At 68.5% G+C, this 15,530-nt stretch carries 12 protein-coding genes and 1 pseudogene; 4 read left to right on the top strand and 9 right to left on the bottom strand.

Annotated elements, in window-relative coordinates; genetic code table 11:
* Positions 1–196 precede the first annotated feature (196 nt).
* The 3 genes and pseudogenes from STRIP9103_RS01350 to STRIP9103_RS01340 all read left to right on the top strand — a co-directional run bounded on the left by STRIP9103_RS01350 (position 197) and on the right by STRIP9103_RS01340 (position 4,519).
* A pseudogene (locus STRIP9103_RS01350) lies at positions 197–1,812 on the top strand (subtype B tannase).
* 551 nt (positions 1,813–2,363) lie between these two features.
* Complete coding sequence (locus STRIP9103_RS01345) at positions 2,364–2,951, top strand: DUF485 domain-containing protein (RefSeq protein WP_009294490.1); 588 nt, start codon at positions 2,364–2,366, stop codon at positions 2,949–2,951.
* Positions 2,948–4,519, top strand: coding sequence for a sodium/solute symporter (locus STRIP9103_RS01340; RefSeq protein WP_009294507.1), 1,572 nt, complete (start codon positions 2,948–2,950; stop codon positions 4,517–4,519). The genes STRIP9103_RS01345 and STRIP9103_RS01340 overlap by 4 nt, the downstream gene beginning before the upstream one ends.
* A 181-nt stretch (positions 4,520–4,700) precedes the next feature.
* Here the strand turns inward: STRIP9103_RS01340 and STRIP9103_RS01335 are convergent, their stop codons facing one another.
* A complete protein-coding gene (locus STRIP9103_RS01335) occupies positions 4,701–5,735 on the bottom strand; it encodes a glycoside hydrolase family 5 protein (protein WP_048819488.1) in 1,035 nt (344 codons plus the stop codon).
* Positions 5,736–5,974: 239 nt separating this feature from the next.
* On the opposite strand from STRIP9103_RS01335, the gene STRIP9103_RS01330 reads away from it, so the two are divergent.
* Positions 5,975–6,424, top strand: coding sequence for a hypothetical protein (locus STRIP9103_RS01330; protein WP_009294475.1), 450 nt, complete (start codon positions 5,975–5,977; stop codon positions 6,422–6,424).
* A gap of 33 nt (positions 6,425–6,457) precedes the next feature.
* Here STRIP9103_RS01330 and STRIP9103_RS01325 read toward each other — a convergent pair whose 3' ends face one another.
* The 8 genes from STRIP9103_RS01325 to STRIP9103_RS01285 all read right to left on the bottom strand — a co-directional run bounded on the left by STRIP9103_RS01325 (position 6,458) and on the right by STRIP9103_RS01285 (position 15,336).
* Complete coding sequence (locus STRIP9103_RS01325) at positions 6,458–6,931, bottom strand: DUF6174 domain-containing protein (RefSeq protein WP_009294488.1); 474 nt, start codon at positions 6,929–6,931, stop codon at positions 6,458–6,460.
* 356 nt (positions 6,932–7,287) lie between these two features.
* The gene (locus STRIP9103_RS01315) at positions 7,288–7,890 is read right to left on the bottom strand and encodes a hypothetical protein (RefSeq protein WP_009294458.1); all 603 of its coding nucleotides are present in this window, start codon (positions 7,888–7,890) and stop codon (positions 7,288–7,290) included.
* 170 nt (positions 7,891–8,060) lie between these two features.
* On the bottom strand, positions 8,061–9,506 hold the full coding sequence (locus tag STRIP9103_RS01310) for a glycoside hydrolase family 43 protein (RefSeq protein ID WP_009294436.1): 1,446 nt from the start codon (positions 9,504–9,506) through the stop codon (positions 8,061–8,063).
* Entirely contained in the window at positions 9,503–11,512 is a 2,010-nt protein-coding gene (locus tag STRIP9103_RS01305) for an RICIN domain-containing protein (protein WP_009294484.1), read from the bottom strand. Before STRIP9103_RS01305 ends, STRIP9103_RS01310 begins: the two co-directional genes overlap by 4 nt.
* A gap of 338 nt (positions 11,513–11,850) precedes the next feature.
* Positions 11,851–12,354, bottom strand: a complete 504-nt coding sequence (locus STRIP9103_RS51085) for a putative lipoprotein (protein ID WP_009294526.1) — start codon at positions 12,352–12,354, stop codon at positions 11,851–11,853.
* Positions 12,355–12,593: 239 nt separating this feature from the next.
* Complete coding sequence (locus STRIP9103_RS01295; protein WP_009294450.1) at positions 12,594–13,352, bottom strand: hypothetical protein; 759 nt, start codon at positions 13,350–13,352, stop codon at positions 12,594–12,596.
* Positions 13,349–14,863 carry a hypothetical protein gene (locus STRIP9103_RS01290; RefSeq protein ID WP_009294440.1) on the bottom strand — a complete coding sequence of 505 codons (1,515 nt, stop codon included), beginning with the start codon at positions 14,861–14,863 and terminating at the stop codon, positions 13,349–13,351. Before STRIP9103_RS01290 ends, STRIP9103_RS01295 begins: the two co-directional genes overlap by 4 nt.
* A gap of 8 nt (positions 14,864–14,871) precedes the next feature.
* Positions 14,872–15,336 carry a hypothetical protein gene (locus tag STRIP9103_RS01285; RefSeq protein ID WP_009294538.1) on the bottom strand — a complete coding sequence of 155 codons (465 nt, stop codon included), beginning with the start codon at positions 15,334–15,336 and terminating at the stop codon, positions 14,872–14,874.
* Between the last annotated feature and the right edge of the window lie 194 nt (positions 15,337–15,530).

Here is a 15,530-nt window from a genome sequence, read left to right as displayed (position 1 = left end):
GGGGGCCGTTCCTTGTGCGTTCCCTGTGCCCCACTGTGTGTCGACGATGAATACGCCAGAATTGTTGACGATTTTGCGGACGCAGAATTACGTTCGCAGCAGAGAAGCGAGAGCAAGCCAAGAGCAGCATCGAGCGAACGACAGCGTCCTCAGGGAGAGAGCCGTGAAGCACCGGGCAGTGAAGCGCAGGAACGTCATGGTCGGACTCGGGGCCACGGCCGGGGTCGCGGCGATCGGCGGATTCGCGCTGAACGCGCAGGCGTCGGGCGAGAGCGCCGCGAAGGCCTCGGGGTCCACGGCCTCCGGCGCCCTGGCCTTTGACAAGGACGATTACACCGAGCTGACGACGACGATCACGACCGACGACGGTGACGTGGAGGTGAAGTACCACTTCTACAAGGCGATCACCTACGTCACCAAGCCGGTCGACGAGACGTACCAGTCGCTGAACATCAGCGTGCCGGTGGAGATCGACGGCAAGACGGTCGACGCCACGAACGCACCGATTCTGTTCGCGAACTCGGTCGGCGGTTACATGCCCTCCTCCGTCGCCGACGCGACCGGGATCGGCGGCGCCGCGATGACCGGGATGCCGGGGGAGGTGGCGCCGCCCCCAGCGCATCCGCCTCGACCGGCTCCGGGTCCGGCTCCGGCTCCGGCTCCGGCTCCGGCTCCGGTGAGGTCGAGTCCGGCGGCAACGGCCAGGTGAACCAGCAGGGCGAGATGGTCAGCAACGCCAAGCTGGCGCTCGCCGCCGGGTACGTCGTCGTCGAGCCCGGCGCGCGGGGTCGTACCCTCGTCGACTCGGACGGGAACTACTACGGCGTCGCCCCGGCCGCCATCGTGGACCTCAAGGCGACCGTACGGTACCTGCGGTTCAACAAGGGCCGCGTCCCCGGCAACACCGACCGGATCGTCTCCTCCGGCACCAGCGCCGGCGGCGCCCTGTCCGCCCTGCTGGGCGCGTCCGGCGACAGCCCGCTGTACGACTCGTATCTGAAGGAGATCGGCGCGGCCGACGCCAGCGACGCGATCTTCGCCAGCGGTGACTGGTGCCCGATCACCGATCTGGAGCACGCCGACATGGCGTACGAGTGGAACTGGGGCGCCAACAAGCTCGGTTCGGGTTCGCTCGTCGACCAGACGGTGTCGAAGGAGCTGAAGACGGCGTTCGCCGACTACCAGGCCTCCCTGAAGCTGAAGGCCAAGGGGCTCGGCACGCTGACCGTGCGCAACCTCGACGAGTACCTGGTCAAGACGTTCCTGGAGCCGTCCGCCACCAAGTACCTGGCCGCCCTGTCCGACTCCGACCGGACGACCTATCTGGCGAGCAACACCTTCATCACCTGGAAGAACAACAAGGCGACCTTCTCCTGGGAGGACTTCCTCACCCACGTCGGCGCCCGCAAGAAGGACACCCCCGCCTTCGACGCCTTCGACCTGTCCACCGGCGAGAACAACCTCTTCGGCAAGGGCACCACCAAGGCCCGCCACTTCACGCTCTACAGCCTCCGCCACGAGGGCAGCTCCAGCGCCCGCCTCGACAGCGACCTGCCCGAGACGCTGACGCTGATGAACCCGATGCCGTTCCTCGCGAAGGCCAACCCCAAGCGCGCCAAGCACTGGTGGATCCGCGTCGGCACGAAGGACAGCGACACCTCCCTCACCGTCGTCGGCAACCTCGCCGCCAAGCTGGAGAACCTCGGCGACGACGTCGACGCCGCCATGTACTGGGACGCCGGCCACGGCGCCAACGAGGACGCCGCCGACTTCATCAAGTGGATCGCCCAGGTGACGGGTTACAAGAAGTGACCCCGGCCCGCCGCGGGGCACGGCCTCCCGGCCGTTGACGCCCCCGCTCCCCCGGACTCGGCGTGTCTGTGTTCCCGTCATAAAACCGGCCGCCGAAGCACACGGCGCCGAACCCGACCCCGGGTTCGGCGCCGTTGTGCCGTACCGACCGGTGCCACGGCCGGCACCGACTCGGCGGCCGGCACCGTCGCGATGGCCCGCACCGTCGCGGTGGCCCGCACCGACTGTGCGTCGAAGCGCGCCTCTTTGACCTGCTCTTTTTCCACGCGGCAAGTCCGTGTGCCGCAGAGTGGCACACGCGCTATGAGCCACGGGTCACATGCTGTGTGATGTGCGGCGCGACGCAACCATGCGTCACGGCACCCTTACGCGGAGTTCGGCGGTATCTGCCGCGCTGCTTCGCGAGGGACGAGCTGGAGGGCCCGCCGCACCCAGGGCCCCCGGCCCGGCATCCACGCAACCGACCACACGAAGAGCCGTTCATGTATCCCCAGAAGAGACGTCCCCAGCAACCCCCGCAACCGCAACACCCTCCTCGGCCCCAGGACCCCTTGCAGGACCCGCTCGCGGCCGTGCTCCTGTACCTGAGCCCCCTCGACCACGGACTCCTGTACTCCGAGAGCGACTTGGGCCGGGCGATCAAGGAATGCCACCTGTCGTACGGGAGCCCGGCCGACCTCGGCACCTGGTACACACAGTCGCTGAGCACGGCGGGGACCACGAAGACCGCGGCCACCATCCATGAACGGCGGGCATGGGCCCTGCGCATCGCCGCCGACCTGGCTCACCGCCATCCCCACGACCGCTCCCTGCCCTGGGTCTCGGGCGTCACGCTGTCCGAGGCCCTCCAGTCGGTGGACGTCCAGCACACGGCACGGGGTGCGCACCGCCACGCGTTCCTCGTCGCCGCCCCCCTCATCGCCCTGTACCTGGTGATCAGCTGTCTGGCGGAGGCGGCGAAGGGCGTCATGGCCCTGTCGGTGGCCGGCCCGTTGAATGTGGGTCTCCTGCTCGGCGTGGTCCAGCTCGTCGCCGTCGCGGCATGGGTCCAGTGGTACGCCCGGTACCGCAGAACCTCGGTCGCCCCGCTCGTCGAGAGCCCGGGAACGCCCGGCGAGGGACTGGGGCACCGGCCATGACGAGGGACTACATCACAGCCGATCTGCCGGTCTTCTTCGTCTTCCTCGTCTGCGCCCTGTTCCTCGTGATGTGGGCCGGCCCCCAGCGGGGGACGGTGACCGAGTTCTACGTCAGCGACGGCACCCTCAAGCCCGCCCACAACGGCGTCGCCCTCTTCGGGGATGTCATGTCTGCGGCAGCCCTCCTGGGCAGTCCCGGTCTGATCGCGCTCACCGGGTACGACGGCACGCTCTCCGTTCTGGGACCCGCCGTTTCGTGGATCGTCATCCTCCTCCTGGTGGTGGACCGCTACCACAGCACGACCGAGTTCACCATCGGCGACCGCCTCGCGCGTCGTCTGCGGTCCCGTCCGGTGCATCTGGCAGCGGGCGTCGCGACGCTCCTCGTCTGCCTGCTCTACCTGATCGCCCAGCTCGTCGGGGCGAGTGCGCTCACGGTGGGAATCCTGGGCTCGGCCGGGGAGGGCATGGAACAGGCCGTCTCCGTGGGTCTCGGCGCGCTCATGATCCTCTACATCGTCCTGGGAGGGATGCGAGCGGCCACACTGGTCCAGACGATCAAAGCGGTCCTGTTGGTGGGCGGCGGCCTCGCCCTGGCGCTGCTCGTACTGGCCAGGTTCGAGTTCAACCCCGGCGCCCTGCTGAGCGCCGCCGCCAACGGAAGCGGCCACGGCGACGACTTCCTGAGCCCGGGGCTCCGCTTCGGCGAGGGCGGATCGGTGAAGCTGGACTCCTTGAGCGAGCAGCTGGCCCTGCTGATCGGTGCCGCCGGTCTGCCGCATCTGCTGATGCGGATCAGTACGGTGTCCACCCCGAGCGCCGCACGCCGATCGGTCCAGTACGCGGCCCAGCTGACGTGCGTGTTCTATCTGGCCGCCATGGTGCTCGGCTTCGGGGCGGCGGCACTCGTCGGCACGGACGCGATCGCCGCGAACAACCCCTCCGGCAACACGGCCGTGCTCCTTCTCGCGGCGAAGATCGGTGGTTCGCTCCTGCTCACCCTTGTCGCCTGTCTGGCGTTCGCCACCGTCCTGGCCGTCGTGGCGGGTGTCACGCTCGCCGCCGCGACCTCGCTGGCCCACGACATCTACGGTGCCTTCATCACCCGTGGCACGGCGTCCGGGGAGCGCGAGCTGTTCGTCGCGCGCGTGGCGGCCGTGGTGGTCGGCACGACCGCCACGATGCTGGCCGTGTTCGCGCGCAGCCTCAATGTCTCCTTCCTCATCGGACTGGCGTTCGCCCTGGCCGGCTCGGCGATCGTTCCCGCCCTGCTGTACAGCATGTTCTGGAAGGGCTTCACCACCCGGGGCGCGACATGGAGCATCTACGGCGGTCTGGTGACCTCCGTGGCGCTGATGTGCCTGTCGCCCCAGGTCTCCGGGAGCCCGACCGCCCTGCTGCCCGACCTGGACTTCTCGGTGTTCCCGCTGCGCAACCCGGCGCTCGTCTCGATCCCGGTCGGATTCCTCCTCGGCTGGCTCGGCTCCGTACTCTCCGGATCGGCCGAACGGACCGATGCCGTGCCGAGTCCGCGGACCGCGTCGGAAGACATCGCGTGGCACCGGTGAGGTGACGAGGCGACGACACGCCACCGGCGGCTGACAGCGCAAGGTACCCGCACCCGGGCGCCGTCAGCGTCCGGAGCCCCGGTGCCCCGGTGCCCGGCTCACGGTCCGGGCCACCGTTCGCTTCCCGCACGCCAAAGCGCCCTCGTGGTTCCGTCACGAGGGCGCTCCTGGGGCATGCCGGTTACTTCCGCCAGGCCCAGTGCAGACGGTCCAGGCCGCTCTGGTTGTTCAGCTTCAGGGTGAGGTCGGTGCCTGTGCCCTGGAGGGTGGTGAGGGAGTAGGTGTCTCCGTTGCGCAGGCCGGGCCAGTAGACCGAGCCGAGGCCCAGCTCACGGACGGTGTCGGTCGCCGCCTGGATGTAGGCGATCTCGCTGGAGCCGTTGATCGGCCCGTTGTAGTTCAGGCCGGAGGTCATGGTGGCGCCGAACTCGTCCAGGATGGTGCGCGAGGCGCAGTCGCCGATGCGCTGCTTGAAGTCCTGCTTCCACTGGTCGTAGCTGGTCCAGTCGGTGTGCCAGAAGCCGTAGTTGTGCAGGGCCAGCCGGGTGCCGTTCAGCCGGCTGTCGGCGCACACGGGCTTGACGTCCTCGCTGTACTTGACGCCTCCGATGAGGATCCGGTCGCGGGGCACGGCGCGGTGGGTCGTCACCCAGCGGGCGGCGATGTCGCGCCACTCCTGGGAGGTGTAGCCGAACGGCTCGTTCATCGGCTCGAAGTACACCTTGGAGTCGCGGGCGTAGGCGGAGGTGATCCGCGCCCACATCTGGTCGTAGGCGGCCTGGTTGTCGATCTTGCCGTCCTTGGCGTTGTCGGCCTCCCAGTAGCCCAGGATGACCTTGAACCCCTTGTCGGTGGCGGCGTCGATCGCGCCCCGGTACGACTTCCAGAACGGGCCGTTCACCGAGGTCGGGTTGACCGGGAGGCGGACGGTGTTGGCGCCCAGCTTGGCGAACCCGCCGATGATCGCACGGGACTTGGCGTAGGTGGTGGCGTAGCTGTCGGACGTGGACAGGCCCGAGGGCACGACCGCGTCATCGGCGTAGTTGTCGCGCGGGTCGGCCCAGTTGACCCCGTGGAAGTCGCTGACGGGCGGCACCGCCGCGCGGGCGGATGCGGGGGAGGCGGACGCGGGGGAGGCGAGCGCTCCCCCGAATGCCGTGACACCGGCCAGCAAGGCACTGAGGCAAGCTGTCCGGCGGTGGTTCTTTCGTGACACGACATCCCCTTCTGAGCAGTTGCGTTCGCGAAAACTCGCAGACACAGACCGGCGGCTCGATGGCTCCCGCAAACTAGAAGATGATCTGAACAGAGGTCAACACATCTGCACACAAAGTTTCATTCAGGTGTCCCCCGTCAGGTTCCCGAGGCCGGGTCTGAGCGTTCCGTGGCCTTCACACGTACCTCTTGTCGAGTGCACTCGGTACGTGCGTAGTCGGAGCGAACGGAGGACAGGACGTGGTGAGGAAGCTGACGCGTGGCGCCGCGCTGGCTGTGACTCTGGCGGTCCTGCCCCTGATGGCGGCGTGCAGCGGCGGCGGTGCGGACGACAAGGCCGACAAGGCCGCGGACAAGTCGGCGGACGACGGGTCCAGCCCCGTCGCGGCGGTCGTGGCGCCGGCCAAGGTCGAGGTGCTTGCCCAGCTCACGGGGTGCAAGGTCAAGATCCGGACCGAGGCGGAGGAGCTTCGGGAAGGGGTGTGTCATACGGCGGCCGGTGACTACCTCATCACCACCTTCCCCAAGGAGCAGCTGAAACTGACCTGGCTGGAGACCGCCGCCGTCTACGGGGGCAAGTACCTCGTCGGGCCGCGTTGGGCCATCTCCGCCGAGGAGAAGATGCTGAAGCCCATGCAGGCCGAGGTCGGCGGGGAGATCCAGGACGTGAGCGTCTACAACACGAAGTAGCCGAAGTAGCCGAAGTGGCTCCCCGCTCGCCGGTCAGTCCGCCGGGGCATAGCCGCTGATCACATACAGGGCCTCGTCGTCGATCGCGTTCTTCTCCCAGTCCAGGGAGATACGGGTCGGGTGGCCGTCGGCCGCGTAGTCGATGTCCACGGTGTCGGCGTCGTCCTCGCGGGCCGCTTCCGCCTCGGCCAGCAGATCGCCGATGGTGGGGACTTCGGCGGGGAGGTCCTTCACCACGCGGCGCGCGCTGTCGTCGAGGCCGTTGGCCTTCGTCACCTTGCCGTTCTCCACGGTCACTTCGAAGGTGCCGATCAGCGAGCGTTCGCCCTCGCTGGAGTTGAGCGTGTAGGTGTACGAGGCGGGCTCCTGCCAGGCGGGTTCGCCGGGCTTCGCCGTCATGGTCGGGGAGTCGTTCCCGCAGGCGGCTGTCGCCCACATCAGGGTCGCCGTCATGGTGGCGAGGGCCAGGGTGCGGTGGGCGCGTACGGCGGCGGTGGTGGTGGTCATGAGGTTCCCTTCGGCGCCGGCTGCCGGCCGATGGCCGCCGGCGGTCACATCTGTGACGGCGTACGGCCAGGGAACGTTCGCCCCCTCGCGGAACCTCTTACGCGATCCCTCGCGCTCCTCGCGCACAACGCATGAACCCCATTCCGCGATCGCGGAATGGGGTTCATGTACTGGAGCGCCGGGCAGGCCTTGCACCTGCATCTCCCCGCAGGAAGCGGGACGTCTTTCCTTGGACCACCAACGCATTGAGTGCTTTCCGGAGTTCCGGTGAGCGGCTCGTGATCAATCATAGGGGATCTTCGGCGTTCCACCAACTCGCGCACGGCGATCAACCGCTCGGCGCCACGACTGCCCGTTCACAGCAACTCCGCCTGGGGCGCGTACTCCACCCTGAGGTACTTGGCGTTGCGCTCGCCCACGGCCTTCCTCAGGATCGGCTCGGCGGTGCCCGGGTCGTCGACGCCGATGTGGACGTGTCCCGTGCCGTCGAGGCCGACCTCGCGGAGCTGGAAGGTGCCGTCCCAGCGGGTCATGTCCTCGCTGATGAGGTCGGACAGGGCGTTGAGGTCCTTCTCGTTGATGTCCCTGTCGTACAGGCGGACCGTCACGCCCTTCTCGGCGGCGCCGCACACGGCCGCGTCGAAGTCCGCGGCGGGGATGCGGTAGACCTCCGCCGCCCGGCCGTCCTCGTCGACGACCAGCCCGGTGAAGACGTCGGCGTGGCGGCCGTACGCCAGCTCGTCCACGTACGCCAGTGTCCGGTCCAGCGGGGTGTCCTCCGGCACCCCGTGCCCGGCGAGACTGCCCTCGGCCCCCGTGCCGACGCACACCTTGGCCGGGGACGACACGTCCTCCACGGTCTGCGTGCCGGCGCTCGCCCCCTGAAGGCCCCCGAGCGCCAGCACCGTGACCGCCACGACCGCCCCCGTACCGACCCTCGCCCGCGTCCGCCTGTCCATGCGCGCCCCCTTCCATCCACTCCCCGCGCGGCCCTCGGCCGCACCCCGATCGGTACTGAGACGCCGGAGGCCGCCGATGCGTTCGATCGGGTCGATGTCGTGGAACGGGCCCTGGTCCGGAGCCGGGGCTCCGGGCCAGGGCCCGGGTTCTTCAGGGGCGGGCCCGGGTGTCAGTAACCCACCCGGAACGTCGCGTCCGCCCGGTCCGTCGCCGTCGAGATCGGGTCGATGCGCAGCGCGAAGTCGCTGTGCCTGATGTAACGGGTCGGGTTGTTGTACGAGCGGAAGGACGACCAGGTCGAGTCCGCCAGGCCGGCCGTGCGGACGAACGTGGCGTCCGCCGCGAACGTCGACGTGCCGTCGTTCACGTCCAGCCGCAGGTTGTAGCTGTAGTGGCGGAGGTAGCGAGTCGGGTAGTTGACCGACTGGAAGGAGACCGCCGAGGAGTCCGCCAGGCCGGGGACCAGCTTCCACTGGGAGTCCGGGTACGGGTCGAAGGGGTACTCGTCTATGCGGCCCGCGAAGCTGCTGTGGCGGACGTAGCGGGCGGGGTAGTTGTAGGACTTGAGGCGGTTCCACGTGGGGGTGCCCCACTTGGCGATCAGGTTGTTGTACTCGGTCGACGTGATCGGGTGGATGCCGCAGTGCTTGGAGTTGAGGGGCTGGGTGTAGAGCTTCTGGTCCAGTGCCGTCCAGGTGCCGGAGGCCAGGTCGCTCGTCTGCCAGACGTAGAAGACGCCGTTGGGCGTGTATGTGTCGCCCCAGAGGTACCAGGTGTTCGATGTCAGGGACTTCACCACCGTCGGCGCCTCGGTGCCGCCGTGGTTCACCGCCGTGCTGAACGCGGTGAAGCTGCCTGGGTTGAGGGTCGTCGAGCGGGCGCCGACGAGGGTGCCGTTCCTCTTGAAGTAGAGGTAGTTGACGCCGTTCACACCGATGGTGAGGTTGCCGTCGATCACGTCGTAGCCGGGGTCGAAGAAGACCTGGGGACTGTTGGTCGTACGGAAGTCGGTGGTGTAGCTGACCATGATGACGTTGTGGCCGCTGCTGTTCACCGAGGAGTAGAGGATGCCGTACTGGCCTCGGGAGGCGTCCCAGTAGGCCTCGGGTGCCCAGCTGTGGGTGTTGGTCATGTCGTGCAGCTTCAGCAGGCGGTAGCCGGTGAAGGTGCGCAGGTCGGTGGAGTCCCAGACGTGGATGTTGACGCTGGTGCGGGTCCAGTCCGTGCCGCTCAGGTCCGTGGCCAGGACGACGAAGGTGCCGTCCTGCTTGCGCATCACGAAGGGGTCGCGGAGGCCGCCGGAGCCGAGGGTGGGGGTGGCGACGGGGGCGTTCTGGTTGAGCGGGGTCCAGTTCAGTCCGTCCTGGCTGACGGCCAGGTGGAGGTTGTAGTCGGCCTCCAGCATGGTGTTGGACTCGGTGAAGTAGACCATCGCGTACGCCGAGTCGGCGGCGTGGGCGGTGCCGGCGCCGAGGGTCAGTACGCCGGTCGCGGCCAGGGGAGCGGTGGCCGCCGCGCCGAGGAAGAGACGGCGGGAGAGACCGCGGCCGTTCACCGGGGTGGCGTTCACCGAAGTGGCGTCCGCGGACGGAGCGTCGTGGTTCTCGTGGTTCATGTCAGGCTCCACTTCTGGTTGTTCTGGCCGTTGCAGGACCACAGCACGAGCTTGGTGCCGTTGGTGGTCGCGGCTCCGTAGGCGTCGAGGCAGAGCCCGGCGTTGACGTTGGTGATGGTGCCGTCGCTGTTGACGTTCCACTGCTGGTTGGTGCCGCCGGTGCAGTCCCAGATGACGACACGGGTGCCGTTGGTGGTGCCGCGGTCGTACGCGTCCAGGCACTTGTTGCCGTAGACCACCAGCTCCTTGCGGGTGCTGTTGTACTGCCAGACCTGGTTCTGGCCTCCGGTGCAGTCCCACAGCTGGGCGTCGGTGCCGTTGCTGATCGTGTTGTTGTTGATGTCGGCGCAGCGGCCGGACCCGGTGCCGGTGATGAGCGTGCCGTTCTTGCCGGGCAGCGGCCGTACGACGATGCCTTCGAGGGTGGGGGCGCCGGAGAAGGAGATCGTGTTGGCGCTGCCCTGCTTCAGCGACATGGCGACGGAGATGTTGCCGGGGGACGAGCCGGTCGGCGGAAAGGAGACCTTCGTCGACGTCTGGCCGTTCACCGTGAGGGTGGCCTTGACGGGGGCGGAGGTGTTGTTGGTGTAGGAGACGTCGACCGTCTTCAGGCCCGCGCTGCCGGCGACCACACCGGAGAAGCTCGCCGTGCCGTTGTACGTGCTCGCCGACTGCTCGGTGCCGCCCTTGACCGTGAGGATCACCGAGCTGTTCGCGGGGACGCCGGTGATGTAACTGGTGCCGGTGGTGGCGACGTTCGTACGTGCCCACAGGTCCCGCACCGTCGCCGTAGCGTTCGTCAGGCCCAGGTCGGACCAGCGGACGGTCATGTTCTGCGTCGTGGACGTGCGGTTGAGGAGGACGACCGCGCGGTTGCCGCTGCCGGACAGGACCTTGCCGTAGACCTGCAGGCCCCTCGTGTCCTCGGCGACCTTGACGCCCTGGAGGCCACGCGGGTCCTGGTCGACGGCGATGACCTCGGGGTTGGTGAGGATGTTCGTCGTCTCGGTGGTGAGGGTGGTGAGGTCGAGACCGGCGAGCAGCGGGGCACCGGAGATCGCCCACAGGTTCATGTGGGAGCGGTTCTGGGCGGCGGTCAGACCGTTCATCCCGACGACCATCATGTCGGGGTCGTTGTAGTAGCCGGTGTGCTGGGCCGTGGGGTGGATGTTGCGGTCGAAGGCGGTCAGGACATTGCTGTACGACGGTGTGTTGCCGTGGAAGAAGATGTCCGTGTTGGTCCGCCACATCGGGCCCATGCCCGGCGCCCAGTTCCAGGGGTTGGAGTAGCCCCAGTTGCACAGCGAGAGGGCGAGCGGGCGGCCGGTGGTCGCGGTCGCGGCGGTCACGGCGTCGCTGATCGCCTGGTACGTCGTCTTCGGGTCGAGGCCCTCGGCGTCACCGCCGCACCAGTCGACCTTCACGAAGTCGAAGCCCCACTTCGAGAACTGCGTCATGTCCTGCTCGTAGTGGCCCTCGCTGCCACTGCCGGGCGCGGCCGGGCGGCCGGTGGGGAAGTAGTAGCCGCAGCCGTCCTTGCCGGCGTCGGTGTAGATGCCCGCCTTCAGGCCCTTGCTGTGGATGTAGTCGGCGATCGCCTTCATACCGCCGGGCCACTCGGACTCGTCGACGGTGATGTTGCCCGCGCTGTCGCGGGTGCCCTGCCACCAGCCCTCGTCGATGTTGATGTACTCGTAGCCGGCCTGCGGCAGTCCCGCCGCGACGAACGCGTCGACCTGCTTCTTGATGACCTCGTAGTTCACGACCGCCGCGAACGCGTTCCAGGAGGCCCAGCCCATGGGCGCCTCGGGAACGGCGATCTGACGGTCGGTCACCGCGACGGGGGAGGCGTCGAGTTCGGTCGTGCCGGACGCCGAGGGCTGCTGGCCCGGCTGGGCGAGGAGGAGGGCGGCGGTCGCGGCGGTGGCCAGCGCGAGGGCTTGTACGCCTGCGGCTTTCAAACGGCGTCTGAAGCCTGGCGCTTCGGATGCGGAAGCGGGGGACATGCGGCTCCTACGGATATCCGGGGGGTCGATATCTCGAACAAGGATCGACTCGCCGAACGTATCGGCGCGCCGAAACTAGAGCTGCGGGGGGTGGAAGTCAACGGATGTGACACATGTGATTTCCCTGTCAGGTCCTGCGAGCCGGTCGCTGTACGGAGCGCCGAACGAGCGTCGGGCAGAGCGCCGAACAGAGCAGCGGCTGCGCGGGGGCGCCGGTGCGCCCGCAGCCACCGGAAGCCGCCCGCAGCCGTCGGAAGCCGTCCGCCAGCCGCCCGCAGCCGTCGGAAGCCGTTCTCTCTCTCGGCGCCTTGCGCCTCGCGTCCCGGTGCGCCGGAGGCTCAGTCGCCCGAGCGTGTCCACGGCTTGCAGCCGGACGTCTTGAAGAACTCGCCTTCTTCCAAGGTGACGGTCGCCCGTCCCGAGGAGAGGTCGTCGGCGATGACGGAAGCGGCCTGGCCGGACGCGTCCCGCATGCGCGCCCAGGAGCAGTCGGAGGACTGCCCGGCCGGGCCCTTCGTGGTGTAGGTACCCGGCGCGATGTACTCGTCGTCGAGCGCCAGCGAGGGGTCTTCGTAGTCGGGCTGGGACTTGGTGATCTCGTAGGTGCCGTCCTGGACTCCGGTGGTTTCGCCGAGCGCCCTTTCGAGTTCGTCCAGTGTCTTGTCGACGTCCTCTTCGGCTTCCTTGGCCGCGTCGTCATCGGAGGTGGCCGATTCCTCTACGGCGGGCGTGGTGGCCGCGTCGGACGAGGCCGAAGGTTCGGCGGCCTTCTCGCTGCCGCCGGTACAGGCGGTGAGCAGCAGGCCGGCGGCCAGTACAGCGGTGATGACGGTGCGGCGCATGGTCCCCCCGAGGGTGTGTGCGGTGGAGAGAGCATCATCGGCCCGGTGTGGGGGGTGGGCGGCTGGTATAGCCGTGTTGTGACATGGCCGGGTCATTCCGTGACCACGTGCCCCCGCCCTCAGGAACTCGTGGGCGGGGTGCGGGGGCAGGCGGGAGTCGTCGGACGGGGGCCGCGTGGGGCGCGGCGGTCATGCTCGGCGGTTGCCGGCCTGGGGCCGCGCGGGCGCGGCGGCGGTCCTCAGCGCGCCGATGCCGATTCCGATTCCGATTCCGATGTCGATGTCGATGTCGAGGAGGACGGGGTCGCGGGCAGTGGGCTGATGCCGGGTTCGAAGTGGGCGCGGAGGTAGATGCGGGTGCGGTTCGGTGAGTACTCGTGTGCGTACAGACGGACACAGCTCTCGTCGGAGGTGTCGTACGCGTCGGACATGCCGAACGGGTCGTCAGGGGTGCCGGAGGCGCCGGGAGCCTCGGTGGTCTCGGCGGCCCCGGGGCAGACGTAGCCGTAGCGCATGCCGTCCTTGAACGTCTCCGGTTCCGGGAGCCCGAGGTGCGCGAAGTCATGAGGAGCGACGTCGGCCTGCGCCGATGTCGGCTCCAGCCACTTGCCCTCCGGGGGATGCTCCTTGAGGTAGGCCTCCGCCTCGGACCTCGTCAGTGTGAAGGTGAGCAGACCGGTGTCGAAGCGGGACGTGACTTCGTACGCGGCCTGGGGCGACCGGGCCGTGACCGGGACGTCGAGGCCCATCTGCTCGCTCATCCACTCCGGCGTGACCCCCTCGGCCCACCTCGCGTCCGCGGCCTGTTCCGCCGCACGGCCACCGGCGCTGTCGCCGCCCTGGCCGACGAGGAGCCACCCCGCCGCGGTCACGACCCCCGAGAGGGCCAGCACGCCGACGGCCACACCTGTGACGAGCCACCAGCGGCGCCCGCCACGACCGCCGTCGCCGCCCCCTCCGTCTTCCTCGGGTGCCCGGTACGCGTAGACATCGTTCATCGTCCGTCCGCTCTCCCCGCCGCCCTGTCGGTCGTACGGTCCTGCTGTTGCTCTCGGCCGGGATTCAAGCGTCCGTCCCTGCTCTCGTCGGGACCCGGTAGCGGGTCGTCGTTGGGCTCCGAGGAGCCGAGGTCGTAGTGGTTGACGCTGCTGCTGCCCGACATGTCGAACTCCTGGGCGAGGCCCACACGGTGCAGCTTGGCCATCTCCCCGTCGGGGATGTCCAGCGGACCGACGTTGACGCCCTTGCCCTCGTCCCAGTTGTAGCGGTCCCAGACGTTCGCCTGGTAGTCGATGCTGATCCTGGGGTTGCCGTTCGCATCCGGAACGGCCGTCACCACACCGGTGACGTTGGTGTTGGCGCCACCCACCGCGTAGAACCAGTTGGGGTCGGCCTGCTGGGTGAAGTAGAAGCCCTCGGGCTGTTTCGCCTCGACGGGGAAGGCGACCGGCTTTCCGCCGTTCTTGCGGAACTCGTCGAGGGCCTGCTTGCGCCAGTCGTCCTGGTTCAGCCGGACTATGTCGTCGACGTACGTCTTGAAGGCGGGGACGTCCGTCATCATCTTGTCCACGGGCAGGTTCATGGGACTGCCGCTGTTCCCCAGGTAGTGCGCCATGTGACGGGACGCGTCCGTCATGCCCTTCCAGTCGGCGCCCTCCGTCAGCAGTTCCATCTTCTGCTTGGTGACCCACTCGTCGAAGCCCGGCGACTCGGAGGCGTGCCTTCCCGAGCCCGCGTCCGGCGCGATCTGCGGCATGGTGGGGCTGAGGATCCCCGCTGCCATCAGGTCGTCCTTCTGGGACAGCCAGAGCTGTGCCCTTGCCTCGGGGCTCAGGGACTCCCACAGCCGCCGGAGTTCGGCCCGCTGCTGCGGGTTCGCGTCGCCGCCGAGCCCGGCCAGCTCCTTCGCGCGGGGCAGTTGTTCCTCGTCGAGGGAGGTGTATCTGGCGTGGCCCGCGTTGTACGGGTCGTTGCCGTGGCTCTTGCGCAGCGCGCGTACGGCCGCCGCGTCGACCTCGGCGGCGTGCTGGACGATCCCGGTGAGGGTGTCCGCGTACCACTGCATGCGGTCCTTGGTGCGCTGGTCGGGGCCCTCGGGGGTGCACATCGTCTCCGTGACGCGGACCGTGCCGCCCGGACCGTCGAAGACGAGCAGTCCGGGGTCCGGCGGATTGTGGTTCGGATCACCCTTGCGTGCCGAGTCGGTGAGGCTCTGCGCCTGCTTCTGGTATCGCGTCAGCTCGGCGTGCGCGTCGGTGAGGACGCCTGCGATGCTCTCGGCCTCCGTCTGGAGGTCCGTGAACTCCTTGGCCGTCTTGCGCACGAAGTCCTTGGTCACGGTGGCGTTGACGCCCTTCCAGCGGGCTCCGTCGGACTTCTTCGTCAAGCCGTCGTGTACGTCGGTCGTGAGCTTGGCCAGTTCGCCGGCCATGGTTCTCCAGTCGGAGGCGGCCGTGCCCAGCTTGGTGAGGTCCAGGGCCATGAGGTCCGAGTACGAGAAATCTCCCATGGCGCTTCCTACTTGAAGTAGTCGTTCAGTACCGAGACGGGCAGCGGTCCCGTGCGGCCACCGATTTCGGCGGCGATCCTGGCGTCCTCCTGGGCGTGCAGTTTCTTGCTGTAGTCGAGGTGGTTGGAGATGTGCGCGCAGGCCTGCAGAACGTGCTTCACCTGCGAGGTCCAGATCTCGACGGTCGACTCCAGCTCCGAACCGAGCCCGAGGTTGTGGCTCTTGAGCACGGCGGCGGCCTGCATGGTGGACCCCGATCCGTTCTTGTCCACGCCCGTCCCGGCGATGTCGGCCTTCTTCTTCAGCTCGCCGTGGAGGATGAACGCCTCGTGACCGACGGCCCCGAGGTCGTCCTGGTGCACCACGAGATCCGCGTCATCCGCGGCTCCCGGACCGGCCTGATTCAGCTGCATCCGGGCGGCCAGGCTCTCCGACGCCGCGGCCTTGGCCCTCTCCCACTCTTCCCAAGCCAATTCGTTCCCCCGTCCGATCCCCGTCGTCCTGCGACGGGCCCTGCAGTGACTGGAACCCATCGCTCACGCAAATCTATCAACCACCTGTTTTTGGCCAGCACTTCAGTTCGCCCGAACCTCAACCCGGCTGGACGGACCTCACTCCCTGAGGAGGGCTGATGGCAGCGGGGTTGTGGGAGGGGGCGCGAAGATCC

The organism is Streptomyces ipomoeae 91-03, from assembly GCF_000317595.1.
GTDB classification, from domain to species: Bacteria; Actinomycetota; Actinomycetes; order Streptomycetales; family Streptomycetaceae; genus Streptomyces; species Streptomyces ipomoeae.
This window is presented reverse-complemented; position numbering and strand designations above follow the sequence as displayed.

Excerpts from the sequence above, each read along its gene's own strand:
- STRIP9103_RS01315 (WP_009294458.1), bottom strand. The coding sequence starts at position 7,890 with ATGGACAGGCGGACGCGGGCGAGGGTCGGTACGGGGGCGGTCGTGGCG.
- STRIP9103_RS01305 (WP_009294484.1), bottom strand. The coding sequence starts at position 11,512 with ATGTCCCCCGCTTCCGCATCCGAAGCGCCAGGCTTCAGACGCCGTTTG.
- STRIP9103_RS01325 (WP_009294488.1), bottom strand. The coding sequence starts at position 6,931 with ATGACCACCACCACCGCCGCCGTACGCGCCCACCGCACCCTGGCCCTC.
- STRIP9103_RS01340 (WP_009294507.1), top strand. The coding sequence starts at position 2,948 with ATGACGAGGGACTACATCACAGCCGATCTGCCGGTCTTCTTCGTCTTC.
- STRIP9103_RS51085 (WP_009294526.1), bottom strand. The coding sequence starts at position 12,354 with ATGCGCCGCACCGTCATCACCGCTGTACTGGCCGCCGGCCTGCTGCTC.
- STRIP9103_RS01290 (WP_009294440.1), bottom strand. The coding sequence starts at position 14,863 with ATGGGAGATTTCTCGTACTCGGACCTCATGGCCCTGGACCTCACCAAG.
- STRIP9103_RS01310 (WP_009294436.1), bottom strand. The coding sequence starts at position 9,506 with ATGAACCACGAGAACCACGACGCTCCGTCCGCGGACGCCACTTCGGTG.
- STRIP9103_RS01295 (WP_009294450.1), bottom strand. The coding sequence starts at position 13,352 with ATGAACGATGTCTACGCGTACCGGGCACCCGAGGAAGACGGAGGGGGC.